Origin of the sequence: Sodalis sp. RH15 (assembly GCF_047324255.1) — a bacterium.
In the GTDB taxonomy this organism is placed as follows: Bacteria; Pseudomonadota; Gammaproteobacteria; order Enterobacterales; family Enterobacteriaceae; genus Acerihabitans; species Acerihabitans ligni.
The window spans coordinates 5,274,937-5,298,383 of sequence record NZ_CP178738.1 but is presented as its reverse complement, the minus strand read 5'-3'; the positions used below and the strand labels follow the sequence as shown (position 1 = coordinate 5,298,383).

General features: G+C 51.4%; 21 protein-coding genes and 2 pseudogenes. 15 read left to right on the top strand and 8 right to left on the bottom strand.

Translation table 11 applies throughout. The features are described 5' to 3' along the window. Window positions 1-295: 295 nt before the first annotated feature. The gene (locus ACL2XO_RS24070) at window positions 296-1,045 is read right to left on the bottom strand and encodes an SDR family oxidoreductase (RefSeq protein WP_413741700.1); all 750 of its coding nucleotides are present in this window, start codon (window positions 1,043-1,045) and stop codon (window positions 296-298) included. Window positions 1,046-1,122: 77 nt separating this feature from the next. Between ACL2XO_RS24070 and ACL2XO_RS24065 the strand changes: the two genes are divergently transcribed. The 3 genes from ACL2XO_RS24065 (at window position 1,123) to ACL2XO_RS24055 (ending at window position 3,383) form a co-directional block, all read left to right on the top strand. Then, window positions 1,123-1,728: a TetR/AcrR family transcriptional regulator gene (locus tag ACL2XO_RS24065; protein WP_413725651.1), complete on the top strand. Its 606-nt coding sequence runs from the start codon at window positions 1,123-1,125 to the stop codon at window positions 1,726-1,728. Between the two features lie 169 nt (window positions 1,729-1,897). Then, window positions 1,898-2,302, top strand: coding sequence for a VOC family protein (locus ACL2XO_RS24060; RefSeq protein ID WP_413741699.1), 405 nt, complete (start codon window positions 1,898-1,900; stop codon window positions 2,300-2,302). 322 nt (window positions 2,303-2,624) lie between these two features. Next, entirely contained in the window at window positions 2,625-3,383 is a 759-nt protein-coding gene (locus ACL2XO_RS24055) for an aspartyl/asparaginyl beta-hydroxylase domain-containing protein (protein WP_413725649.1), read from the top strand. Window positions 3,384-3,539: 156 nt separating this feature from the next. Here ACL2XO_RS24055 and ACL2XO_RS24050 read toward each other — a convergent pair whose 3' ends face one another. Continuing rightward, complete coding sequence (locus ACL2XO_RS24050; protein WP_132925524.1) at window positions 3,540-4,340, bottom strand: (S)-acetoin forming diacetyl reductase; 801 nt, start codon at window positions 4,338-4,340, stop codon at window positions 3,540-3,542. A 437-nt stretch (window positions 4,341-4,777) separates the two neighbouring features. Between ACL2XO_RS24050 and ACL2XO_RS24045 the strand changes: the two genes are divergently transcribed. The 8 genes from ACL2XO_RS24045 (at window position 4,778) to ACL2XO_RS24010 (ending at window position 15,340) form a co-directional block, all read left to right on the top strand. After that, window positions 4,778-5,944, top strand: coding sequence for an MFS transporter (locus ACL2XO_RS24045; RefSeq protein WP_413741698.1), 1,167 nt, complete (start codon window positions 4,778-4,780; stop codon window positions 5,942-5,944). Window positions 5,945-6,576: 632 nt separating this feature from the next. Then, the gene (locus ACL2XO_RS24040; RefSeq protein WP_413726844.1) at window positions 6,577-7,059 is read left to right on the top strand and encodes a hypothetical protein; all 483 of its coding nucleotides are present in this window, start codon (window positions 6,577-6,579) and stop codon (window positions 7,057-7,059) included. A 582-nt stretch (window positions 7,060-7,641) separates the two neighbouring features. Further along, window positions 7,642-9,216 (top strand): allantoinase AllB, encoded by a 1,575-nt coding sequence (allB, locus tag ACL2XO_RS24035; RefSeq protein ID WP_413741697.1) that lies wholly within the window; start codon window positions 7,642-7,644, stop codon window positions 9,214-9,216. Window positions 9,217-9,928: 712 nt separating this feature from the next. Next, entirely contained in the window at window positions 9,929-11,194 is a 1,266-nt protein-coding gene (locus ACL2XO_RS24030; protein ID WP_413725645.1) for a cytochrome P450, read from the top strand. A gap of 4 nt (window positions 11,195-11,198) precedes the next feature. Then, the gene (locus tag ACL2XO_RS24025) at window positions 11,199-12,056 is read left to right on the top strand and encodes an alpha/beta fold hydrolase (protein ID WP_413741696.1); all 858 of its coding nucleotides are present in this window, start codon (window positions 11,199-11,201) and stop codon (window positions 12,054-12,056) included. Next, window positions 12,053-12,451 carry a YybH family protein gene (locus tag ACL2XO_RS24020; protein WP_413741695.1) on the top strand — a complete coding sequence of 133 codons (399 nt, stop codon included), beginning with the start codon at window positions 12,053-12,055 and terminating at the stop codon, window positions 12,449-12,451. Before ACL2XO_RS24025 ends, ACL2XO_RS24020 begins: the two co-directional genes overlap by 4 nt. Before the next feature lie 462 nt (window positions 12,452-12,913). Then, on the top strand, window positions 12,914-13,708 hold the full coding sequence (locus tag ACL2XO_RS24015; protein WP_413741694.1) for a hypothetical protein: 795 nt from the start codon (window positions 12,914-12,916) through the stop codon (window positions 13,706-13,708). 567 nt (window positions 13,709-14,275) lie between these two features. Then, window positions 14,276-15,340, top strand: coding sequence for a mechanosensitive ion channel family protein (locus ACL2XO_RS24010; protein ID WP_413741693.1), 1,065 nt, complete (start codon window positions 14,276-14,278; stop codon window positions 15,338-15,340). 99 nt (window positions 15,341-15,439) lie between these two features. On the opposite strand, the pseudogene ACL2XO_RS24005 reads toward ACL2XO_RS24010, so the two are convergent. The 3 genes and pseudogenes from ACL2XO_RS24005 to ACL2XO_RS23995 form a co-directional block, all read right to left on the bottom strand. Further along, a pseudogene (locus tag ACL2XO_RS24005) lies at window positions 15,440-15,593 on the bottom strand (type II toxin-antitoxin system CcdA family antitoxin); the annotation flags it as partial. A 168-nt stretch (window positions 15,594-15,761) separates the two neighbouring features. After that, complete coding sequence (locus tag ACL2XO_RS24000) at window positions 15,762-16,298, bottom strand: carboxymuconolactone decarboxylase family protein (protein ID WP_413741692.1); 537 nt, start codon at window positions 16,296-16,298, stop codon at window positions 15,762-15,764. 49 nt (window positions 16,299-16,347) lie between these two features. Next, on the bottom strand, window positions 16,348-17,097 hold the full coding sequence (locus ACL2XO_RS23995; protein WP_413741691.1) for an SDR family NAD(P)-dependent oxidoreductase: 750 nt from the start codon (window positions 17,095-17,097) through the stop codon (window positions 16,348-16,350). A gap of 111 nt (window positions 17,098-17,208) precedes the next feature. On the opposite strand from ACL2XO_RS23995, the gene ACL2XO_RS23990 reads away from it, so the two are divergent. Beyond that, window positions 17,209-18,123 (top strand): LysR substrate-binding domain-containing protein, encoded by a 915-nt coding sequence (locus ACL2XO_RS23990; protein ID WP_413741690.1) that lies wholly within the window; start codon window positions 17,209-17,211, stop codon window positions 18,121-18,123. Window positions 18,124-18,201: 78 nt separating this feature from the next. On the opposite strand, the gene ACL2XO_RS23985 is transcribed toward ACL2XO_RS23990, so the two are convergent. Together ACL2XO_RS23985 and ACL2XO_RS23980 are read right to left on the bottom strand one after the other, a co-directional pair. Beyond that, a complete protein-coding gene (locus ACL2XO_RS23985; protein ID WP_413741689.1) occupies window positions 18,202-18,453 on the bottom strand; it encodes a pentapeptide MXKDX repeat protein in 252 nt (83 codons plus the stop codon). A 113-nt stretch (window positions 18,454-18,566) separates the two neighbouring features. Continuing rightward, window positions 18,567-18,812, bottom strand: a pseudogene (locus tag ACL2XO_RS23980) (cytochrome b/b6 domain-containing protein); the annotation flags it as partial. A gap of 214 nt (window positions 18,813-19,026) precedes the next feature. Between ACL2XO_RS23980 and ACL2XO_RS23975 the strand changes: the two are divergent. Both ACL2XO_RS23975 and ACL2XO_RS23970 read left to right on the top strand, forming a co-directional pair. Then, window positions 19,027-19,755, top strand: coding sequence for a response regulator transcription factor (locus ACL2XO_RS23975; protein ID WP_413741688.1), 729 nt, complete (start codon window positions 19,027-19,029; stop codon window positions 19,753-19,755). Then, window positions 19,752-21,218, top strand: coding sequence for a sensor histidine kinase (locus ACL2XO_RS23970; RefSeq protein ID WP_413741687.1), 1,467 nt, complete (start codon window positions 19,752-19,754; stop codon window positions 21,216-21,218). The genes ACL2XO_RS23975 and ACL2XO_RS23970 overlap by 4 nt, the downstream gene beginning before the upstream one ends. A gap of 35 nt (window positions 21,219-21,253) precedes the next feature. Here ACL2XO_RS23970 and clcA read toward each other — a convergent pair whose 3' ends face one another. Further along, entirely contained in the window at window positions 21,254-22,711 is a 1,458-nt protein-coding gene (gene clcA / locus ACL2XO_RS23965) for a H(+)/Cl(-) exchange transporter ClcA (protein ID WP_413741686.1), read from the bottom strand. 368 nt (window positions 22,712-23,079) lie between these two features. Between clcA and ACL2XO_RS23960 the strand changes: the two genes are divergently transcribed. Further along, the gene (locus ACL2XO_RS23960) at window positions 23,080-23,214 is read left to right on the top strand and encodes a hypothetical protein (protein WP_413741685.1); all 135 of its coding nucleotides are present in this window, start codon (window positions 23,080-23,082) and stop codon (window positions 23,212-23,214) included. Window positions 23,215-23,447 lie beyond the last annotated feature (233 nt).

The following is a 23,447-nucleotide window of genomic DNA, read 5'->3' as shown; positions in this document are numbered from 1 at the left end:
GGAACAGCCATGTGGCCCACACCGTTATTCTATAGCGGGAAGCGGTTGATTTCTCCCTATAAAGCGATTTGCAAGTCCCGTCGACGCCGGCGATCCGCATTACGACCGCCAGAACCCGGCTAGATGGACCATTCGGTCCTCGTCATCCCACCGGGCATAGCTGTTGCCGCTCCCGTTGCGGGAACATGACTTCGCCTTCGTACGGACATTCACGCCCTTCACCCTTGCAGCAGTTCCGTGACGACGAAGCGCCACTGGCTTGAGCGAAGAAAGACGTGCGAAGTGGGCAGCCTGATCAGTGCGCAAGGAATGTGCGCAGTTGGGCGTGCATCCAGGGGTAGAATTCCTCTGCTTTTGTGTTCAGCCTGGATTTCAGGTCGCGCGTCAAATCGTCGGCCAACACCTCAAGCGCGCCCGTGGTGACGCCTTCATAGGCCTGGCTAACAACGCTGGCCGGGCTGCTTTTCGGGACATCGTAGCCGGCGGCCATCGGCGTGTCGATCATGCCGACCATGAGGCCCACGACCTGGGTTCCTTGTCCTTCCAGCTCAAACCTGAGTGCGTTGGTCGCCGACCAGAAAGCAGCCTTCGACGCCGCATAGGCAGTCGGCATGCTGATCCAGGCCGCAGAAGAGAGAATGTTCAGCAACGTTCCGCCGCCATTGGCGGCGAGGATGGGAGCAAACGCGTTCGCGACGCGCAACGAACCGAAGAAGTTGGTTTCGAATATACGGCGGAGCTCGTCTTCCGGGCCGGAAATGGAATCGGATAACGGCGCGATGGCCGCGTTGTTGATCAGCAGATCGACGTCGGGGGCCATCGCGACAGCGCGGATGACCGCTTCGGCGCTGGTAATATCGAGGGGCAGCGGCTGCACATTGGCATCATTCCAACTTTTGGGCGTACGTGCCGCGGCATAGACCTTCCTGGCCCCGCGCTTGAGGGCCTGCGTCACGAACTCATGGCCAAGGCCGCCATTAGCGCCGGTCACGAGCACGGTCCGTCCGCTCAGAGATAATCCTAACTTGTCAGACAATGTGGTCATGTGTTCTACTCCGGAATTATGTGGGGATTGCCCCCCTATATACGGGGAGTGTCCCCACTTTGTCAAGGCGGGATTTAATGGCTACTCAACAACGGCCGATGCGCGCCGATGCCCGGCGGAACCGCGACGCAATCTTGGCGGCGGCGCGGGAAATCTTCGAAACGGAAGGCGTGCTCGCCTCCCTCGACGCCATCGCTCTTCGCGCTGGGGTTGGGAACGCGACGCTCTATCGAAATTTTCCCACCAGGGAAGATCTTCTTGCGGCGGTTATGGAGGCAAGCATTGACAGTGCCCGGGCGCAAGCACAAGCGCTCGGCCGCGAGCGTTCGCCCCGCGATGCGCTCGCTGAATGGCTGGTGTGGCTGACGTGGCGGCTGCGGATCTGGCATGACCTGCCTCAATGTATCGCTACCGCTCGCGGTTCATCGGACGCGTCGATGAATCCGGCCATTTCCTCCCTCGTGGATCAAACAAATAACCTGCTTGGCCGGGCACGGGAAGCCGGTGCCGCCATTGATGCGGTTAATGGCAGCGAGGTTTTTGAATTGGTGACGGCATTGTCCTGGGCGGTAGACAGATTCGGCGACGATGAGCCCGCCGCGCGCAGGCGCGTGGAGATCGCGACAGCAGGGCTTTTCAAACCGCTCTCGAAAAGTCGCTCTTCAGTTTCTTATCCGGACTGACTGAGATATTTCAACGTTGCCGCGGGCGCCAGCCGGAGAATATCGCAAAGATCCGGTTATTTCTGATAGTCATCGCGCACGTTGATAACCCTGCGAAGATGCGCCACATCCTACAATACGTGATAAAGAATTTCACGTTCTCTCATATTTCACTATCTAGGGAGGCCCTATGCTCGATCATATCTTTTTATCGGTGAGCGACACAGACCGATCCGTTGCGTTTTACACGGCGGCGCTGGCGCCGCTCGGTATCACAGCCCGCGTGGACTATGACGGGAGAGACGGGCCGCCGGGACATCCTGACCTCAAGGGGTTTGGCGCCAACGGCCGGATTTTTTTCTGGCTGCGGCAGGGCGCGGCGGCGAGCGGCGCTGTACACGTTGGTTTCGTTGCCGATAGTACAGCCATGGTTGACGAGGCCTATGCCGCAGCGATAAAAGCGGGGGCCGCTGACAACGGCGTGCCTGGCGCGCGTCTTTATTATGATCCGCGCTATTATGCCGCCGGTGTTATCGACCCCGACGGCTATACCCTGGAATTCGTCTATAAAAGCTGGCAGCACAACCCATCATGAAAACATTACTTATGCGCCGATAAGTATCACTCTTGCCTGATGGCGGGTATAGACATGCTTAGCATGATAAATCCGTCATCCACACGGCGATATCCTTCCATTGAGGAATGTCAGCGTTCGCGCCATTAGCTAAATAAGCACAAAGTGACGAGGATTTGCTGGATGAAATTGCCATTATTAGACTGATTACAGCATTCACTATAGGGGGAGTTCCGCACACTTATAGTCGAGTGCGGTTAAAAAAGCGCCGGATGCTATTTGCTGACGCTGCGGTAGCTTCCGATGGCCATGGTGAAGTCCTCAAACAAGGAGTAAATTTTATATGCCAGAAAGTAAGCCAACATCGCGGCCTATGTTGCGGCGCTCGCTTATCAAAATCGGTAAACACCTTTTACGCTGGAATGGACGTTTTCAGACCCGTCATTCGCTTATCTCCACTACCCCGCACATCAGTAATAAAGAATTTGATTGGACGGCACGTCTCGAGAATGCCTGGCCCGAAATCCGGGCTGAGCTTGATCATCTGCTTGAGCATCCTGAAGACATACCCTCCTTCCACCAAATCTCCCCGGACCAGAAGCGAATCTCCAAGGGCGATAACTGGAAAACCTTTGGCATGTATGTATTTGGAAAGCGCATCGAGCAGAATTGCCGGCTATGTCCACGGACGGCGGAGGTGATCAGCACTATCCCAGGTATGTATACGGCGATGTTCTCTATACTAAAGCCCCATTATCACATTGTCCCGCACAAAGGCCCGACGCGTGCCGTGGTCCGTGCTCACCTGGGTGTTAAGGTGCCAAAAAATTGGCAAAATGTGTGGATCAGAGTGCACGACCAGGTTCTGCATTGGCAAGAGGGAAAAGTCCTGCTGTTTGATGACTCCTATGAGCATGAGGTGCTTAATGATACCGATGAAATGCGCGCGGTATTATTTTTAGATGTCATCCGGCCAATGGATCGGATTGGAACACTTTTTAACCGTGTTCTTTTTGCTTTGATGAAGGCAAGCCCTTATGTGAAACAACCCATCAAGAATTTGTCAGCATGGAACCGTAAAGATCATTCAGGGCTTACGTAAAGACGGGTCGGCGCCTTTCGCGCCGGCAAAAAGTCAGAGTCGGCTTTTTCCTCTTGTTGGAAAGAGGCGGAATTCACCTTGAACTGCAAATGTAGTGCCCGCTTCAGCGCACCCGCCTGTCAGAGCGCGGGCGCGCTTTTATTGATTGTAAGCCGATTAATTAAATACCATGCCGCCATCAATGATCAGCGCTTGTCCGGTCATATAGTCTGAGTCGGGTCCCGCCAGATAGGATACGCAGGCCGCCACGTCTTCCGGCTCGGATATCCTGCCCAGCGTGACCGTTTTTGCCCACTGCTGCAGACCCCATTCCAGCGACTGCTTGTTTTCATCAGCGACTTTTTTGGCAATATTTTCCATCATCGGAGTACGCACAATACCCGGACAATAGGCATTGACGGTCACGCCGAGTTTAGCCAGGTCGCGGGCGGCCGTTTGGGTAATGCCCCGGACGGCGAACTTGGTGGCGCCATAGACCGCCAGGTCAGGGTTGCCCACCTGTCCGGCCTGGGATGAGGCGTTGATTATCTTGCCGACGATGTCGCCGGTTTTGGCGGGTTTTCTGGCTTTGAAGTGTTTAAGCGCGGCCTGGATACCCCAGTACACGCCGCCCACATTAACGTCAAAAACCTTATGGTAGATTTCCGGCGTAATATCTTCAAGGGGAGTGGTCGGGCCTAAACCGGCATTGTTGATCATGACATCAAGTCGGCCGAACTTTGCCACCACCTGGTCGACGGCGGATATGACCTCTTCTCGCTTTGACACATCCACCGACACGGCCAAGGCTTTGCCGCCGGCCGCCTCAATCAACGCCACCGTCTCCTTCGCTGTAACGGTGTTAAAGTCCAGGCTGCCGATAGCAAAGCCATCCTTAGCCAAGCGCAGCGCAATGGCCCTGCCAATACCCTGACCGGCCCCGGTCACAACCGCGACTTTCTTGTTCGCATCAACCACTCTATGCTCCTTGATTTTTGATTTGCAGGTGAAGCCGTTTTGCCAACGGTTCCAGATTATTCTCTGTTAGTCATAGCAGAAAAAGCGACCTTTGATGGGGATAAGTCATTATCAGACACATAACAGTTGGGCTTATTGCACTTAATTACAGGCGGAAAAACCGTTGCTCGATACAGGTAAGCGCTTTTACAGACCCGGCGTGTACACAAGACCCACGAATTTCACCGAACTGGCCGGATACTGCGGACTTTTAGCCTAAGCATTGCTTCAGAGCGGGGAGGGTGATCAAAGAATTGACTGTACGGTAATAGTCGAACTATTATTGTTCGGTAATTTTCGTACATTTATGCCATTAAGGGAATGTTTATGGTGTTTTTACATCTACTTTCAACGGCCTTGCGGCCTTATAAGTTCAAATTGGCCGTCGGGAGAGGCGAATGATCCGCCGCTTATGGCCTTTATCTCTCGGTGCCTTTGCGCTTGGCCTGGATGCCTACATATTGGCTGGGCTGCTACCCCGCATGGCGGCGGACTTACATACCAGCCAGGCAATGGTGGGATTGAGCATCGCTTTGTTTACTGCCGCTTATGCCATTTCTGCCCCGGCTTTATCATCAATAGCTTCGCGCTATTCTGTACGCACTGCGCTACTTTGCGGGCTTGGACTTTTCAGCGTTGGCAACATAGCGACCACGATAGCGCCTTCACTATGGGTGTTATTGACGGCACGGCTGATTGCCGGTGTTGGCGCCGGCGTGTTTTCACCCCTGGCATCATCCAGCGCCGCTAATCTCGTTGATGCCAGCCGGCGCGGCCGGGCTTTATCTATGGTGCTGGCTGGATTGAGCATGGGTACCGCCTTGGGCGTCCCTCTTGGCTTATTGATTGCAGACCGGTTCGGTTGGCGTTGGACCATTGGATTTATCGTGGTGTTGGGGCTTATCTCCGCCATTGGCGTATCAATCCATTGCGCCAGATTCCCGACGCCCCGCTCAATTGCCTGGCATGAACGCGTTATGGCCTTCCGGACACCTTTCACCCTTTCCACGCTGGCCGTTACACTATGGACAGGCATCGCTTCCCTGGGTCTTTATACCTATATGGCCGAAGTCACTATGGCCAATGGATTAAGCTTGTCCCTAAATACCCTCATTTGGATGTGGGGACTGGGAGGAATGACCGGCGCCCTCCTTATTGGACGGCTTCTTGATATTTGCTTGCCACCCATAAAAGCGACGCTGATTTTATTAGTCGCGCTGGGCATTGGATTTTATCTATTCGGGTTTATGCCTTTGCCAATGGTCATGTTGGGCGCTTTCTTGTGGGGATTGGCCGGCTGGGCCAGCATTGCTCCTCAACAGCATACCCTGGTAACGCATTCCCCCAAACATGCCGTTGCGCTAATCGCCTGGAATTCATCGGCTAACTATCTGGGCGGAGCCATCGGTGCCGCGGCAGGATCGGTTGCATTAATGGCGCATCTACCCGCGCATTGGCTGCCTATTGGCGCGTTATTGGCGATAGTCATAGCGATAACCGTCCATATAGGTAAGACACTGAAACTCGAAAAGGACGCCAAGGGTTTTACCGAAAGAAATAATTAACGCTCAAGCTCAGATGCAAGCACGGCATCAAGCAGCCCGGGAAACTTCAAATCCAGCAGATCGCGGCGAAGGCTTATCCAGCAGTTGCGCCCCTCCGGGCGTGTCGTGGTGACACCTGCCTCACGTAGGATACGGGTGTGGTGCGTAATCGTCGATTTTGGCATACCCGGACCAAGTTCTAAACTATTAACCGTACCCCGGATCGCCAAGATGTGGACCATGGCAAGCCTGACAGGATCGCTCAAAGCAAATAGCACGCGGGGCAGACTTACATCTTTTGGTTCAGGGTGAATGTATGAGCGAACCATGAGTACTCAACTTTTCTTAAAAGGTTAATATTAGTTCAAGTTTATTCGAACAATCAATAGAATTTAACGTGACAGACACGAGAGCCTCCCCGCGCCTTATCCGACTGACAGCAAGTGTGTATCGGATCATAGAGGCAAAAACTAATTAATGGAATAAAGCCTTTATTCTTTACAAAATTTAAATTTATCTTAAGATAATTATTATAGGATTATTTCTGCCCCCTGGGTAATGTTCTCGCAGCTAATAGATAAAAACCATAATTTTTTATAATCAATGAGATTATTAAAATGTCTAAATACTTAAGCAAGGTTTTATGTTTATTGATGCTGATAGCCTCCGCCGAGACTCATGAGAGTGAAATAAACTTATATTCCGCCAACACCGGTTCGTTTGTTTATCATCTGACGGGTAACTATGGTCAATATAATGAGTTTTTTGACAATAAATTCATTTCTGTTGAACGTAAATTCTCTGAAGATTCAAAATACAGTGTGCTACTTGGGACGTTAAACAATAGTTTCGGCGACCGCTGTATCGCAATAGGCGTGAGAAGGGACTGGATAACAGGCGACTCAGGCTGGTCTTTTAAAGGGATATATGGTTACACGGGTGAATTCTTTTTTGACGCGTTCAGTCACTGTGGTGATCACGGTTCGTATAATGATTTCAGGAAAGCGACCGGAATAGGATGGTCACCCTATATTTATCATGCAATTCAATACAACTTTACAGATTTTTTCGCGATTGAAAGCGGGATAATACTTCCTTCAGTTTTTGTCGTGAGCGTGCACTGGAGCTTCAGATAAATTTTACCAGCACAGGATATTATCATGTCGGATGTACTTCGTTTAGCTCTTATCGGAGATTACCGTGCCGATGCCTAGCTCATCCAGCCATTCTTCCCGCCATTAGGCTTGCCGCCGCTCACCTTAACGTTAAAGTAAAATGTAATGGAACACCACTCCTGAACTAGGCGTACTTGCCGATATCAAACAGCACGAAGAGGTGGTATTCACGCCGGGTTCCTGTATTGCCAAGGCCTATAATCGGCTGAACGCGGATGAAGGCTTCGGCGTAAATCCTGACTTCTGACGTTCATTAGTCGAATCCACCGGGTAGGCTGGCCGATGAAGAAGATTGTCGCAACAGGTATCGTAAATTTTACGTGCCGAAAGCTAAGTGGAAATGGTTAATGAGATTTGAACCAATAAAATAGCAAATTTGGTTATTATTTTCATGTCTTAAAAGATTTTTAAATTTCAAATAAGCAGATGACGGCTATAAGAAATCAAAAAAGATAATGGCTGCTTATATTTCCCAAAAAACCAAATAAGTCAATATTAAGTATCAACAATACTTTTTTATGTTAATTCAATATAAGGATATAAATGATGACATCGAAGTTTGGAAAGACCTCTGAGGTGAAAGCGGGAAATCAAGAAAAAGACGCTTTATTTTCCGAAAACAGAAGGAACCTTCTAAAAGAAATAACCGGTATAGCGGCAATAGGGGTGTTGGCATCGGCACCCATTCCCGTATCGGCCAGTGAGGCGAATAGCCGCGCCCCCTTGCCTGCCCCTCAGCCGGGAGTTCATGATTACGATGTGATCATTGCTAATGGCTTGGTTATTTTAGAACAGGGTGAAACGCTTACTGATGTCGCTATAAAAAACGGCAAAATAGCCGCAATCGGCTCGTCATTAAGAGGAGCTCAACAGGTGATTGATGCAACGGGTCTGGTGGTAAGCCCGGGAATGGTGGATGCGCACGTCCATATCAATGAACCGGGGGGCGGCATCCGCAACGACTGGGAAGGGTATGTCACCGGAACCAGGGCATGCGCCAAAGGCGGCGTCACCACCATCATAGAGATGCCGTTGAATCAATTGCCCGCCACAGTAGATAAAAAAACGCTGGAAATCAAATATGCCGCGGGTGAAGGAAAATTAGTCATTGATGTAGCGTCCCATGGTGGCTTGGTTCCTTATAATGTAGAAAACAATGGAATCAAAGAGCAGAGCGACGGTGGGGTTGTTGGATACAAATGCTTTATGGCAACGTGCGGCGATCCTTCCATTAAAGGTGATTTTCTTAACGTTGATGATTATTCCCTTTATGAAGGCATGCGACAAATAGCCAAAACAGGCAAGGTTTTGATGATTCATGCTGAGAACGCCGCTATAACAGACCGTTTAGAGCAAATAGCCTATAAAAAAGGTCACGTATCGTTAAAATCCTATGTAGCCACTCGTCCGGTTTTTGCTGAAGTTGAAGCCATCCGACGCGCGGTTTTATTTGCGAAGATAACCGGCTGCCCAATAAATTTTTGCCATGTATCGAGTCCCGAAGCCGTGGAAGAGGTGATAAAAGCGCGCGGGGAAGGGGTTAACATTACCTGTGAAACCTGTAATCAGTATTTGTATTTTGTCACGGATGAGTTGGATGAGATCGGCCCGTTGGCAAAATGCTCACCGCCCATTCGCGATAAAATAGCGCAGGATGGCTTATGGCGGCATGTGCTGGCCGGCAATATAAACTTTATTACGTCTGATCATTCACCTTGTCCGGCAAAACTGAAAAACAAAAAGAATGCGTTTGACGCCTGGGGCGGCATTGCCGGAGTACAAAATGACGTTGATATTTTTTTTGATGAAAGCGTACAGAAACGGGGTATGCCTTTGAAACAGTTTGCAAGACTCATCGCATCAAATCCTGCCGACCGCTTTGCTTTGCATACAAAAGGCAGAATTGCGATTGGCAAAGATGCCGACTTTACCTTTATCAAGCCGAACTCGCCCTATACCCTTAGAGCTGAGGATTTGGAATACAAAAATAAAATCAGCGCTTATGTCGGCCGGAAAATCGGCGCCCGGATTGTCCGGACCATTTTACGGGGCGAAACGGTTTACAGCCAGGAAGACGGCCTAACCGGCTCCTTTCCTGGCCGATATATCAAAGTGTGACCAGGGGAAGCCCGGATATCAGGGTAAGGCTGCAAAAGGATCGCTGCCGGGTGCGATTGTCCAATACTTCAACATAAATGATGGAATCGACCCAGGCCGGAGCCTGCGTCTTTTCCATCTTTAATGGGCGATGGGAAGACGATAAAAAAGCCGGGGGCAGTGGATTAACCAAACAAGCGTACGGCCAGGCGCTACCACCTTTGCTGACCGATTATTGATGCTGCAACAGGGGCTTGGTTAACGCTTTGTTAAGAAAAGGGTTGTTTTATAGAATTTGAAGGGGATCACATTACACCATTTATTCATTGGTAATTGTCTTGAGGTATAATTATTGTTTGAAGGTAAATTAATTATTTGTACTTTTAGCCTTGATATTAGCGGCTGGGAAGCTTTTGCTTGATTATAAATAGACATAATAAAAATTAATAAATAAATTCATATATACTAAATAAAATCTAATGGAATTAAGTTAGGTAAATAACAGTTGCCATTCAGTAGACTGAATCGATGGGTATTGTCATTTGAAATATGTTTATAAGGGCGATTTCGGCCCATGAGTTTTCTCGCTTTATTAGCATAATAGCCAATTTAATTAGAAACCGTAATCTGTAGCGAACCTAATAATCTTCGCGGCGCTATTTTTTTACGTTTTCTCGCCGGATAGACGTTTTACGGACGCAGGGGTCGATGCAATGTTTACGAGGTGCTAATAATGGAATTAAATCGCTCAGGTTTTACCGACCAATTCAAAATAAAAGACTTCTCATTAAGCAACCCACAGCTGATTGAGGATCCATACCCGTACTACGACAAGATTCGTCGGGAAGAACCCATACACTACTCGACGATGTATGGCGGATCCTGGCTGCTATTCAGCTACGCTGACGTCAAGGCTCTGTTAACGGATCCCAGACTGACCAACGATCGGTCCGCATTGCCGCTATTGGCTTTGCCCGAAGAAGAACGGTCACAGTTTGCCGACATGATTCCGGTTCTCAGCAAGTGGTTGGCATTCTTTGATGGACATGACCATGTAGAGCGCCGGCAACGATTGGACTGGTCGTGTCCAACGCTGCTCAGCAAAAGTTCCTTGTCCGGCCTCATCCACACTGTTGCCGAGGATCTCATGGACGCCTGGCAGGAGAAAGACTGCGTTGATCTGATAGCCGATTTTGCCCGTCCGTTACCCGCAATGGTGATCACGCGGCTGCTTGGCGGGGCTGACGGAGATCATGAGCAACTGGCGAGTTGGTCCGATGATATAGCGTACCTGTTTGGCGCAAGCGATCTGACTGTAGATGATGTACAACGCGGCCAGAAAAGCGTCCACGCATTTGGGCGATATTTGCGCGGGCTTGCCGGCGACGCGATAAAGTCCCGCCGTGACGATTTGATACTTAACCGTTTAATGAGCGATAACGGCAAGGGATTCCAGTTCGATATGGAATCAGCCACCGCGCAGTGTATGCTGCTGATGTTCGCGGGGCTGGAGCCCACGAGGTATCTGATCGGCAATGCCGTCTGGGCGCTGCATCAGCATCCGGCCCAACGGCACGCGCTGGCGGCGGATCTGGAGCAGTTGCCGCTGGCGATAGAGGAGTTCCTCCGATACGGTACGCCCGTGCAGTACATTGGTCGCAGGGCGGCCACGACATTCACCTACAGGGATTACCGAATCGAGGAGGGGCAACTGGTGCTGCCCTATGTCGGTTCCGCGAACCGGGATCCGATGGTTTTTGATCATCCCGAAACCCTTGATTTACGCCGCACACCCAACCGGCATCTTTCCTTTGGCATCGGTCCGCATGCCTGTATCGGCGCGACGCTGGTGCGCCAACAGACTCAAATTGCGCTTTCCCTCCTGCTCACGCGCTACCCTTCCTTCGACGTGAGCCGGCAAACCGAACCCGTCTGGAATACGAATCTGGGATTCCATGGCCCCACTTCGCTGATGATCAACACAGGAAAAAGAGGATAAGCCTATGAACTGGAAGCGCAGCAACGTCGCCGGATTTGCCGGCGCCAACCTGGCCACCATCGACTTCGGCGGTCAGGGAGGAGGGATTCTCCTTATCCACGGAATGATGGGCAGGGCAACGACCTGGTCAACAACGGCAGGGTGGCTGACCGAACATGGAAAAGTGATCGGATACGATGCCCGCGGCCACGGCTTAAGCGACGCGCCCGAAGGGCCCTACGACCGCAACGCCCATGTCGAGGACGCCGCCGCAGTGATTAATGCGTATGGCCTCGCTCCCGCCGTGGTCATCGGTCATTCGATGGGCGCGCTCACCGCGTGGCAGCTCGCCGGCAAGCATCCTGAACTGGTCCGTTCCGTGGTTATCGGCGACATGGCCGCCGTGGTGCCCGACGTTCAGGTACGCTGGCAGACATGGCTGGACGAGTGGCCGGTCCCATTCGACAGTATTGCGGCTATCCGCGACTATTTCGGCGGGGACTATTTTGGTAAATACATGATTGGCGCGCATTCCGAACGAGTACACCCGGCTGAAGGAGACTATTTTGTCGAGGTGTTCGCTGAGCGGCGGGATGGTTATTGGCCTCTTGCGGGTACGCGCAATGTACTTGCCTGCCGCGAACACTGGAACAACCGCGATCATACCCCTGAACTGAGCCAGGTTCACTGCCCGGCGCTTGTGGTCGCCGGGGAGCACAGTTATTTCCCCGCCGAGGCTTCACGCCGCATGGCAGATGTGCTTCCGGCAGGTGAATTCGTATTGGTGCCGGACGCAGGACATGTGCTGCACTTCGACAACCCCCAGGCTTGGCGCGCCGCAGTCGAGCCGTTCGTCCGCAAGACCATCGGACAACGGCCATGAAGTCACAATCATGGCAGGACGCCCTAGGGGAGTTGCATGCCGCCGTCGGATGTCTTCTCGTCGGCGAGCACATTCCCTACCAGCAACTGTGGTCCCGTGCGCCAGACGTCACCATGATGGGCGCCTACGGCGGCCTCTACACGGGCTACGAAGCGGTCTGCGCGGCGATAATCCGCGCAGCCGCCAACTACCGGGGATGGCAGCCTGACTATCAGGAGGAGCCCATCGCAGCCATCAACGACGGGATGCTCGGATACGTCATTTTGCGGGAATGCGTAACCAACATGATAGATTCGACGGTAAGATGCCGGCGCGTCACGGTTCTGTATCGCCGGGAGCAAGACCAATGGCGGATTTTCCACCATCACTCGGACCCTTTGCACCAGGTTGTGTAGTCAGCGCTGCGCGCCCCACATCCTGAACGGATGCCATCCGGCTAAAGGGTGTTCATCTCAGAAAAGGTCATCCAATGAAATTATCAGGCTAAATTGCTGTTGTCACGGGGCGTCCAAAGGTATCGGCGCGGGTATCGCCAGAGCCTTAGGCAATGCGGGCGCTACCGTTATCGTAAACTATGCGTCAAGCAAGGATGACGCCGACGAGGTTGTTCCCCTAATTCAATCGAAGGGCGGTATTTCAAATGATTGAAGATCTCACAAAGGAAGCATTTCACCGGCGGCAGTCCTTCATGACGGATGACATTTTAATCACTGCAGCGACCTCCTGGGGATGGGGCCAGGCGGCATAAAGCCCTTCTTGATAGTTTGCTTAAAATCAATGATAAATAAGCGTGTTGTACTGTATCATCCAACGGAAGTGGCATCCATCTAAAGATGTCCAAACCTGATGTGTAAACATTGGCAGCTTCTCAAGTATGCCATAATAAAGATATCTTTATATCAGTGAATATGCAGGTGATTATGGTTTTTTCTTTTATTAAAAAAACGGTTGCGTTAGCCTCAGCAGACAGAATCGCACAAGCCGCGTCCTCACAGGAAGCATTCGATAATGGAAAAGGTACGGCGTACTCAGTACCAGAAATTATTGAGTTATATTTTCATAAATACGGTAGTACACAGAAAAAGTTCGATTACCACTCCTCGCCGAAACTTTATATTGGCTACGTCAAGATTCCAGGTAAAGACGAATTTTTGTCGGTGATTTTAATCCAACCGAAAGGCTCAATAGCCGTAAGTTTTCATCCAGATGCTCTTTATTCCAATGATTTATTCGGGCTGATGGCCAAAAAAGCATTTGCCGATAAAATTGCCGCCGGTTTAATCCAATCGCTTAATCAACCGGGGCCTGGGTTTGAGGAAAAAACCACCTCTCCCCAACCTTCACAGAGATTACCTCTACGATCAACGAAGCAGCAAGCCGTGGATGCAATACCCGTGCAACAAAGGTCCTTTGTTTTAAAAGCGGCGGAAAGCGAGTTTAACCGGCGTGCCACAGGCCTTTTTGACGCTGCAAAAAGTGATGTGGCTAACGAAGATGATGCGATATTAGCTATGGCAGACATTGCGATGCTTCGCGGCCCTATTGCTGTTGCTTCATTGAATGGCGGCTGTACGTTAGAAACGTACGAAAATGCACTGGACAAATTATCACAAATTGAAAAAAAATGGGAACGCTGGGCATTGAAACCATAACGTCGGATATGCGTAGAAGTTTGAAGACATCAATGTTTTCAGTCCATTGTTGACACTTTTTTATCCCCAGTTTAACGGTCGATTCGCCACAGCGCCTGGCGCAACAATTTTCGGTTTACCACGCAGATAGAGTTCATAATAAAAGCTGTGCATTCCTGTCATGAAGGCACTAGCGCAAAGCGTCTCTAGAGCCAGTATTGCGCACAATTGCGGCCACCGGCTTCTGACATTTTTGGCCGGCCGCGCAAGGCAGTGTCCGACGTTTTCCCCAGGAACAACGCCCGGTATGGGCAAATGATACCCGTGCGGTTTTAGCGCGGACAGCCTGCCGGCAGGCTGAGTAAATTAAACGTTATAATAAATTTTAGTGGGTTGCGTTTATGCTGCCCATAAAATATCGGTTTCTTTTCGAGGTTATTTTGTGTTAAGAAAGTCAGGTAACTAACTTTTGCAAAAACTCATGTACGTTAACCACTTAGTCTGCAGATAATCGAAAAGACCAAGGTTAATGAGTTTTTATTACTGATCTGACAACTAAAGGTTGTTGGTTGATTATAAGGGAAAAAAATGCCAATGATATTCGGTGAGTTATCTGGTGCTCCATCATGGGTGCCTGCTCTATTGCTCGTCACTCTCTCATTCGCACTGGGTTTCCTGGCCCGATTTATACTTCTCAAGTTCATCCGCTACTGGCAGAGCCGTGACAGAAAGCTATTTAAATCACTTGAAAAGCATCTTCGTGGTTCAATGTTTTTTTTCATTCCCTTACTGTTAATAAATGTAGGGGTTAATTATATTAGCATTCAGCCGGACTCCCTTGTTTTTATTACAACAACCGTTAATATATTCATTATATTGTCATTTTGCTCCGTTTTGATTAGATTGACTAATGTTGCGCAGGATATGCTTTTTATACGCTATGACATTAATCTTTCAAATAATCTTCGTGCCCGTAAAATTCGCACTCAGATAATATATGTAAAAAAGGTCGCTATCGTACTACTGGTGTCATTCTGTCTTTCTCTGATTCTACTCAGTTTCCCTGGAGTCCGAAAATTCGGCACTACCATCCTGGCCGGTGCTGGGGTTGCCGGAATAATAATTGGGTTTGCCCTTCAGAAGTCGCTTGTCAACCTGTTTGCCGGCATTCAGATAGCCTTCACGCAACCTATAAAAATTGATGATGCGGTAGTCGTTGAAAATGAATGGGGCTGGATTGAGGAGATAAACCTGACTTATGTTGTTGTGCGTATCTGGGACCTGCGCCGACTGGTCCTGCCCATTACATACTTTACAGAAAATGCCTTCCAGAACTGGACGCGTAATAATGCACAAATATTAGGCTCTGTTTTTCTTTACCTTGATTATTCCATGCCATTAGATCCTCTCCGTAAGCATTTTGAAAAAGTACTCAGTGAAACAAAACTCTGGGATCAACAGACTCAGGTGCTCCAGGTTACCGATACTAATGACAAAACCATGACCGTCAGATTATTGATGACTGCGCAGAATTCCCCCATTGCCTGGGATTTACGCTGCCACGTGCGGGAAAAAATGATTGAGTTTATTCAGCAAAATTATCCGCAGAGCCTTCCTCACGTGAGGGCTACACTGACCGATTCCGGTGTTTGATCGTTCGAGAGGTCAGTGGTTAATCGCTCTCATTTTTTCTGGGGTTATACAGTGGAACGTACAGATACCGCCCTTTTACTGAAAACCATTTAATGGCGTTTAAACACCCCAGAACATGAGATTGATAGCATTTTTAATTTCATCGGCGAAAGAGCCATTCTGTGCGATAAATCTGGCGACTTCCTCCATCCCTTCGCGGGTTCTCTTTCTTACATTCCCCAGCCTTTATGCGACGAGCTGCCTTGCCTATATTTATCGAGTCGATTCCTGCAGCGAGGGTAGACGGTATAGAGAGCACCCATGCCGGCAGCAAACAGCCCTGCAGTAATACCCAGCGCAAGACCTTTGGCATTGGTAGTGGTCGCTTGCTGGGGATGAACTGGAAGCGTGCATGGCATGTCGCTCCCCTTGCTTTGTTGAATCAATCCAGCTTAGGGGCAGCAGGGAAATCCACTGGAATTTTCGTGGCCGAGTGCAAATAATTGCTCACGGTTTTGTCGCCAATAATGACGATGGCATCCACCAGGTTTTCCTTAGTCCAGCCTGCGGCAAAGAATGCTTCAACCAAAGCTTGATCAACGTGGCCACGGCTTTGCGTGATGCCTTTGGCCAAGCGGGCTAGCGCATCAAGCTTGGGGTCGAAACCGGCGTGGCCATGACGGATTTCGATGATCTGCTCATCGGTTAAGCCATTCATTTTTCCTAGCATGGTGTGGGCGGCCAGGCAATATTCACATTCGTTCACTTGGCTGACGACCAGGTTGATGACCTCGCGAGCCTTGCCGGAGACGCTGCTCTTCGCGTTTTGCAATGCCAGATAGGTGGCGAGCGCCGTCTTAGAGTGGGCAAACGTGGCGAAGAGGTTGGGGACCATGCCAAGGCTTTTTTTGAGATTGTCAAAAATAGCCTGGTTGGTTGCGTTGACTTCTTCGCGGGTGGGTACGTTGATGGTGGTCATGGCGTTCTCCTGTCGATGATTGAAAGCGGGTGTGAAAGTTAGATTGTGTTTACTGCGCGGTGTAGCCGCCATCCACTGCGATGGATTGTCCGGTGATGTAGGGCGCCTTGGCGGAAGCGATGAAAACAATCGTCTCGGCTACCTCATCCGCCGTCGCCGCGCGTTTGGCTGGAATGCTTCCGAGAAATCCGGTCTTGGCGGTTTCGTTGCGTCCGACAAAACGGTCGAGCATGTCGGTTGCCACCGGCCCCGGCGCTACTGCGTTGACGCGCACGCCGAAGGCTGCGCCTTCCAACGCCGAGCTCTTGGTTAACCCCTCGACGGCAAATTTGCTGGCGGCGTAGACGGAGGCGCCGGCCATGCCGACCTGGCCCGCTATTGAGGACAGATTGACGATGGAGCCATGTCCTTGGGCCTGCATTGCGCGCATTTCATGCTTAATCGACAATAGCGTGCCCAGCACGTTCGTCGAAAACGTGGCGAGGAAATTGTCCACGCTTTGTTCGGTGATCGGGCCCTGCATGCCTTCGGTACCCGCGTTGTTGACGGCAATGTCGATCTTGCCGAACAGGCTGACCGTCTTTTCGACAAGGTCTCTGACTTCCGTCTCGTTGGCGACATCCGCTTTGACGAATTCAGCCTTGCCGCCAAGCAAGCGAAGTTCAATGGCCAGCGCTGCGCCAGCCTCCTCGCGCCGTCCGCTGACGACCACATCGGCGCCGAGCCTGGCGAAAGCGAAGGCGGTTGCCCGGCCGATTCCGGTAAGAGCGCCGGTGATAAGGACTGTGGTTTGGTTCATGTGTATTCCTGGTTGGATGAAGGATGGCTCTACTTTGACTGATTCCCTTTGGTTGATATAGACTGGTTTTGGTCATATCAATTAGTAGAAAATGGAATAAATGGAGCGGGTGTGGACAAGCTTTCTGCAATGGGCACTTTTGTGAGAGTGGTCGAATCCGGCAGTTTTTCCGCCGTGGCGAACGAATTGCGGGCTACCCAAAGCGCCGTGAGCAAGCAGGTGGCCGCCCTGGAGAAGGCATTGGGGGCCAAACTGCTTGTCAGGACGACGCGGTCCCTTGCCCTCACCGAAGAGGGCGAGCGCTATTTCGAGCAGGCCCGAAGGTTGGTCGCCGAAATTGCGGAGGCGGAAGCGGGCCTGATCAAAGGAGAAGGGCAACTACGCGGCTGGATTCGGGTGGCGGCCTCGGTGGGTTTTGGCCGTTTAAAGCTGATGCCGTTGGTGAAGTCGTTCATGGCGGCGCATCCCGATGTCAAAATCGATCTGCGGCTGAATGATGGTTTTATCGACTTGGTTGAGCAGGGGATTGATGTTTCGGTTCGGATCGGCGACTTGCCAGACAGCGGGCTGATTGCCCGGCGCATCGGCACCTCCCATCGTATGCTGCTTGCGCATCGCGACTACCTGCGAACCCTTCCCAAAGGCGTTCGGGTTCCGGTCAATCCGGAAGACCTGCAAGCGCACGAATGCATTGTTTACACAGGAATGTCCAACAGCGATTTGTGGACATTTACAGCGGGAGCAGGCGCGTTGGAGACGAAAGGGACCATCAAGAGTATTCATGTCGAGGGGCATATCCAGACCAACAGCAGCGAGGTACTCCGATTTGCCGTGACCACAGGGATGGGTATTGGCTTTTCGCCCACCTGGCTGTTCGACGCAGAGCTGACTTGTGGAGAAATCGTGCGGCTCATGCCGGACTGGGAGTCGCCCCAATCGCCAATTCATGCTGTGAGCCCGCCCGAACGCAAGCATTCGGCCAAGGTCAGGGCATTTGTCGAGCATCTATCCGCGGCGCTGACTTGAGCTGTATCTCATTGAAAACACCTCTGGACAGATAATGACCGGAGGTGTTTTGCATGAAAAAAAGAAAAAGCGTGAACGTTATTGACCCATTGCGTCTTTTTTCATCGTATCTTTCTTCATGTGATCTTTAGACATACCGTTTTGAGACATTTTATCTTGAGACATTTTATCTTTTGACAGGCAGTCCTTGCCCATGCCGTCCTTTTTCATACAGACTTTGGCGGTGTGGCCCATGCTGTCTTTTTTCATCATGGTATCAGCGGCATAGGTGGTGCTTGCGGCACCCATCATCAGCGCGGCCGACATCATCATTACGGTTAGCTTTTTCATCGTATTTCCTTTTCCGGGTTTTATTGAGATAAAACGGCATATCGCCTTGTGTATAAAGCGTATTCGTCGGCGGTAATCAGCTGCCGCCAAACCAGTTGTAGCCCTGATCTTCCTTAGCGGCCACGCAGCATGGCAATCAGGGTTCTCGGCACCAGCGCCACCATCACCAAATGCAGCGCCACAAATCCCACCAGAGCAGCCATCGCCACAAAGTGCACATAGCGCGCGGCGTCATAACCGCCGAGCAACTCCCTCAACCGCGGGAATTGCACCGACTTCCATACCACCAGGCCTGAAATAGCCAGCAGAATGCCGGCGAAATGCCATTGGAGCGCGCCGCCCAGCCAGCCGCCGAGGGTGAACCGTCACCGGTTTGGGATCCTGTTTACTACCCATAGATAAATTGGGCTGCAGCATCATGATTTTTCCTGCCTTCCGCCGGGTGATGTGGCGAGTATTGAGCGGATTTGTTCCCCAAGACCTCACGCAAAGTTAAATAAAATGTGATAACTCCGGATGAGTTGCTTGTGTAGACTCAGACGGTATGGAGAAGCCACGCGTGAAGATGAACACATGGACAAAACGAAAAAGATCCTGATCGTCGAAGATGACGGCGATATCGCTGACTTACTCAGTCTGCATCTGCGTGATGAAGGTTATGACATTACCCACGCCGGCGACGGCAATCTGGGCGCAACGCTGCTGGAAAAAGGCGGCTGGGACGCATTAATCCTCGACCTGATGCTGCCAGGCGTCGATGGTTTGGAGATCTGCCGCCGCGCCCGCAATATGACGCGCTATACGCCGATCGTTATTATCAGCGCGCGCTCCAGCGAAGTGCACCGGGTGCTCGGCCTGGAGCTGGGCGCCGATGACTATCTGGCGAAACCTTTCTCGGTGCTGGAACTGGTGGCGCGGGTCAAGGCGCTTTTCCGCCGCCAGGAAGCCATGAGCCGCAATGTGAAACTGGATGCTGGAACCTTGAGTTTTTCCGGTCTGACGATTGATCCGATTGCCCGTGAAGTGCTGCTCAATCAGCAGCCCGTTGAGCTGACGCCGCGGGAGTTTGACCTGTTGTACTTCTTTGCTAAAAATCCCGGCAAAGTGTTTTCGCGCCTCAGCCTGTTAAATCAGGTGTGGGGCTATGAGCACGAAGGGTATGAACATACGGTGAACACCCATATCAATCGGCTGCGCATCAAGATAGAAGCTAATCCGGCTGAGCCGGAGCGGATCCTGACGGTGTGGGGCAAGGGGTATAAATTCGCGTCCTTCGCTGAAGGCATGCAGGGTAAATCATGAAAAATCTCACGCTGGCGCAACGATTGACACTGGTATTCATGCTGTTGCTGATCGCCTGCTGCTCGCTTTCCGGTTATATGCAGGTGCGTTCCAGTAATCAGTACGGCCAATCGGTTATTCAGCGGCTGTCGGCCAATCTGGCCACGCAGATTGCGGCCTATAATCCGCTGCTCAGCCAGGAGGGGTTGAATCCGCAAGTGGTGCATCGGCTATTTGATCAACTGATGGCGGTCAACCCGAGCGTTGAAGTCTATTTGCTGGATAAAGACGGCAATATCATCGGCAACGCGGCCCCGGCAGGAAAACTGCAACGGCAGAAGATTGACTTGGCTCCCATTAACGCCCTGCTGCACGGCGCGAGGATGCCGGTTTATGGCGATAATCCGCGCGAGCCGCAAAACCGCCAGGTCTTTAGCGCCGCGCCGTTGCAGGTGAACGGCGTGACCAAAGGTTATGTGTATATCGTACTGCTCGGCGACGCATATAACGCGCTGAGCAGCGATGCCCAATACCAATCGGCGATTTATATGGCGCTGCGCTCCATGGGATTGGTGGCGCTATTTGGTCTGCTGGCTGGCGCGCTGGCATTCCGCTGGGTGACGCGCCCGGTGCGCAAACTGACGGCGCAAATAGCCTTGCTGGACAATGGCGGGATGGCGGCCATTCAAACGCTGGCGAAAAACGGTGCGCCATCCGGTGCTCCGCGCGATGAAGTGACGCAATTACAGCAGGCTTTTGTCGCGCTGGCAAAGCGTATTGACCGGCAATGGCAAAGCCTGATGGTGCAGGATCAACAGCGGCGCGAATTTATCGCGAATATCTCCCATGACCTGCGCACGCCGCTGACGTCGCTGCATGGCTATCTGGAAACGCTGTCGGTGAAATCGGACCATCTGAGCGATGAGGACAGGCAGCGCTATCTGAACATTGCGCTGACGCAGAGTAAAAAGGTCGGACGGCTGGCCCAGGAGCTGTTCGAACTGGCCCGGCTGGAATATGGCGTGGTAAAACCGCAAAAAGAGTCGTTTTCCCTGTGCGAACTGGTGCAGGACGTCTTTCAAAAATTCGAACTGGCCACCGAGACGCGCGGACAAAAGCTGCAGGCCGACATCACGCCCGGCATCCCGCTGGTTAACGCGGATTTGGGGATGATTGAAAGAGTGCTGACCAATCTCCTGGATAATGCCATACGCCATACGCCGGAAGGCGGCACCATCGGGATCAGATTGTGGAAAAACGAAGGGCAGGTGATGGTGCGTCTTAAAGACAGCGGCCCGGGAATCGCTCCGGAGCTTAAAGAGAATCTGTTTGTCCGTCCGTCGATCCTCAGCGCCGATAAACACCGGGCCGGCGGGCTCGGCCTTATGATCGTCCGCCGTATTCTGCAACTGCACGGCAGCGATATCACGCTCATTGAAGAGCCTGAACGCGGGGCGTGTTTCCAGTTCTCGGTGCCGGTGTAAACACCGGATGATAAGCAGCAACCGTAGGGGCGGATTTACTTTTCGCCGGGAGCGGCCGCTGTGAGGTCGCGCGTGGTCGTAATTTCATCATCGGCAACCTTATCAACCGACATTGCCATCGAGGCCTCCTGCCGTTGTAAAGTACGGGCAAGCAGGGCTGAATATAAGGGTTTCCCGCCCAAAAGCTGTGCAACTATCGTGGCGCCCAAACAGGTAATAATCATCGGCAAAATGAGCTGATAGTTATCCGTCATTTCCAACACCAATACGATCCCGGTAAGGGGTGCCCGCACCGACGCGGCGAAGAGCGCCCCCATGCCGGCTATGGCAAAGGTTCCGACCTCGAGGCCATAATAGGGGAACCAATGGAGGCTTGCCATACCGAATACGGTACCCAATACGGTTCCCAAGGCCAGCATGGGCGCAAAAATCCCCCCCGGAGCCCCTGAGCCGAAACAGAGTAGGGTAGCCACCATTCGGACAATAAAAATCAATACCAACATACCCAGGGTATAGTTTCCTGCCGCGACGATAGGTATCAGCGCAAAACCACCGCCGATAGCGGCCTGCTGAACGAGTAGAAGGAGCCCGCATCCTCCCCCCAGAATGCCGCCGATGAGCAGGAATTTGCGTAAGTTGCCGCCATGTAATCGGGCGAACAGGTCCTGGCTGCGAAACACCATTATATTGAATGACATTCCAACCAGACCAAATACCATCCCCTGAAGCAGATACAACCAAAGCGTATCCATGGGCGCAGAGGCCAATCTGCCAATATCGATTACTGAATGCTCGCCATTAAAGAAGCGAAACACCATAGTCGACATGATGACGCCAATAAAGACGGCTTTAATTGAAATCAGGTTATAGCGGAACTGCGGACGCATTTCTTCAATAATAAACAGGATACCCGCCAGCGGGGCATTAAACGCCGCTGAAAGCCCCGCCGCCGCCCCCGTTGCCAGAAGGGTATGCCGTGCTTCGGCGCCGCGCAGGTGAAAGATATCCACTATCATGCGTCCGACATTCCCCCCCATTTGTACCGTGGGTCCTTCTCGCCCCAACACCATCCCGGCGCCCAGCGTCCCCATACCGCCGATAAATTTTACCGGGATCACCCGCCACCAACGTACCGGCCGCAGTTCCTCCAGCGCGCCTTCGATCTCCGGTATGCCCGAACCGCTGGCTTCCGGCGCAAAACGCCGAACAAGATAATAGCCCAGCATCGCCAGCAAGGCGGAGATAATAAAGGACAGGGGCCAGACAAGGATCCAGCTATCGGCGACATGCGCCAACGCGGATAGACGCCGTTGCTGCACCCAATCCACTGCTTTCTCAAAAGCCACACCTATCAGGCCGGCAATAATACCTACCAGCGCTGCCAAGATTAGGATTATCACCGGCGTTTTATCACGCTGTATAAATTGGCGAATGACGTCCCTGCGTCGCTGTAAGGTAAGTACTGTGGGCGATTTTGGCTGCAGCGGCTTCATAGGCTTTTATCATCAAAATTTAAAAATAAAGCGCATAGTTTAACGCATTTATCCGGATATAGTGCCATCAAATGGATACAAGATGTTAGACTGATGAGAGTATGGTCAAAATGATATATTTTAGTTGAAGAAGTGTTATAAACAAGATTTAATCAGTACGGAATGAGTATTCCGCTTAATAGGTCAGACGCTGTGCCGATAAGACGTCAAGTTCAGCCCTATTCGCAGCTGCATCAGCGCTATGATGGCCTAATTAAATTTGTAGTAAAAATAATATTTTCATAGGTGAAATTAACTTTCAGCAAAATAAATCATGCTGGTTTTACCTTAAGCCAGCAATAAGATAAATTTATCCTCTATTTTATAATGTGTCTGTTGGTTCTCTAATTATCAACGAGGCGCAGATCGCCTTTTCGCAGGGAATGATTTCTCGCAATAAAGTTGAATTTTTGGCTATGGCGATTATTGCAGGCACAAACTTGCTTTCGATGGCCATACTGTAAACATCCTAAGATTAAAGCCCTACACTTTTTGAGATCGTTGGCGGACTTCGGGCCATCCAATACTTTTCCTGTAATGGCTTGCCCGCTTATACAGATAAACAGTAAATTGCATGATCACCAATTCCTGTTTTCATCGGCGAAAGGGCCATCCCGCCTTGTTTCCCTTGGCAAAACCTCTTGCGGCACATCATGGATAACGGTATCGTTAAGCCGCACCTGCAAAATCAGGTGCT

Excerpts from the sequence above, each read along its gene's own strand:
- ACL2XO_RS24070 (WP_413741700.1), bottom strand. The coding sequence starts at position 1,045 with ATGACCACATTGTCTGACAAGTTAGGATTATCTCTGAGCGGACGGACC.
- ACL2XO_RS24065 (WP_413725651.1), top strand. The coding sequence starts at position 1,123 with ATGGCTACTCAACAACGGCCGATGCGCGCCGATGCCCGGCGGAACCGC.
- ACL2XO_RS24060 (WP_413741699.1), top strand. The coding sequence starts at position 1,898 with ATGCTCGATCATATCTTTTTATCGGTGAGCGACACAGACCGATCCGTT.
- ACL2XO_RS24055 (WP_413725649.1), top strand. The coding sequence starts at position 2,625 with ATGCCAGAAAGTAAGCCAACATCGCGGCCTATGTTGCGGCGCTCGCTT.
- ACL2XO_RS24045 (WP_413741698.1), top strand. The coding sequence starts at position 4,778 with ATGATCCGCCGCTTATGGCCTTTATCTCTCGGTGCCTTTGCGCTTGGC.
- ACL2XO_RS24040 (WP_413726844.1), top strand. The coding sequence starts at position 6,577 with ATGCTGATAGCCTCCGCCGAGACTCATGAGAGTGAAATAAACTTATAT.
- allB (WP_413741697.1), top strand. The coding sequence starts at position 7,642 with ATGATGACATCGAAGTTTGGAAAGACCTCTGAGGTGAAAGCGGGAAAT.
- ACL2XO_RS24030 (WP_413725645.1), top strand. The coding sequence starts at position 9,929 with ATGGAATTAAATCGCTCAGGTTTTACCGACCAATTCAAAATAAAAGAC.
- ACL2XO_RS24025 (WP_413741696.1), top strand. The coding sequence starts at position 11,199 with ATGAACTGGAAGCGCAGCAACGTCGCCGGATTTGCCGGCGCCAACCTG.
- ACL2XO_RS24020 (WP_413741695.1), top strand. The coding sequence starts at position 12,053 with ATGAAGTCACAATCATGGCAGGACGCCCTAGGGGAGTTGCATGCCGCC.
- ACL2XO_RS24010 (WP_413741693.1), top strand. The coding sequence starts at position 14,276 with ATGCCAATGATATTCGGTGAGTTATCTGGTGCTCCATCATGGGTGCCT.
- ACL2XO_RS24000 (WP_413741692.1), bottom strand. The coding sequence starts at position 16,298 with ATGACCACCATCAACGTACCCACCCGCGAAGAAGTCAACGCAACCAAC.
- ACL2XO_RS23995 (WP_413741691.1), bottom strand. The coding sequence starts at position 17,097 with ATGAACCAAACCACAGTCCTTATCACCGGCGCTCTTACCGGAATCGGC.
- ACL2XO_RS23985 (WP_413741689.1), bottom strand. The coding sequence starts at position 18,453 with ATGAAAAAGCTAACCGTAATGATGATGTCGGCCGCGCTGATGATGGGT.
- ACL2XO_RS23975 (WP_413741688.1), top strand. The coding sequence starts at position 19,027 with ATGGACAAAACGAAAAAGATCCTGATCGTCGAAGATGACGGCGATATC.
- ACL2XO_RS23970 (WP_413741687.1), top strand. The coding sequence starts at position 19,752 with ATGAAAAATCTCACGCTGGCGCAACGATTGACACTGGTATTCATGCTG.
- clcA (WP_413741686.1), bottom strand. The coding sequence starts at position 22,711 with ATGAAGCCGCTGCAGCCAAAATCGCCCACAGTACTTACCTTACAGCGA.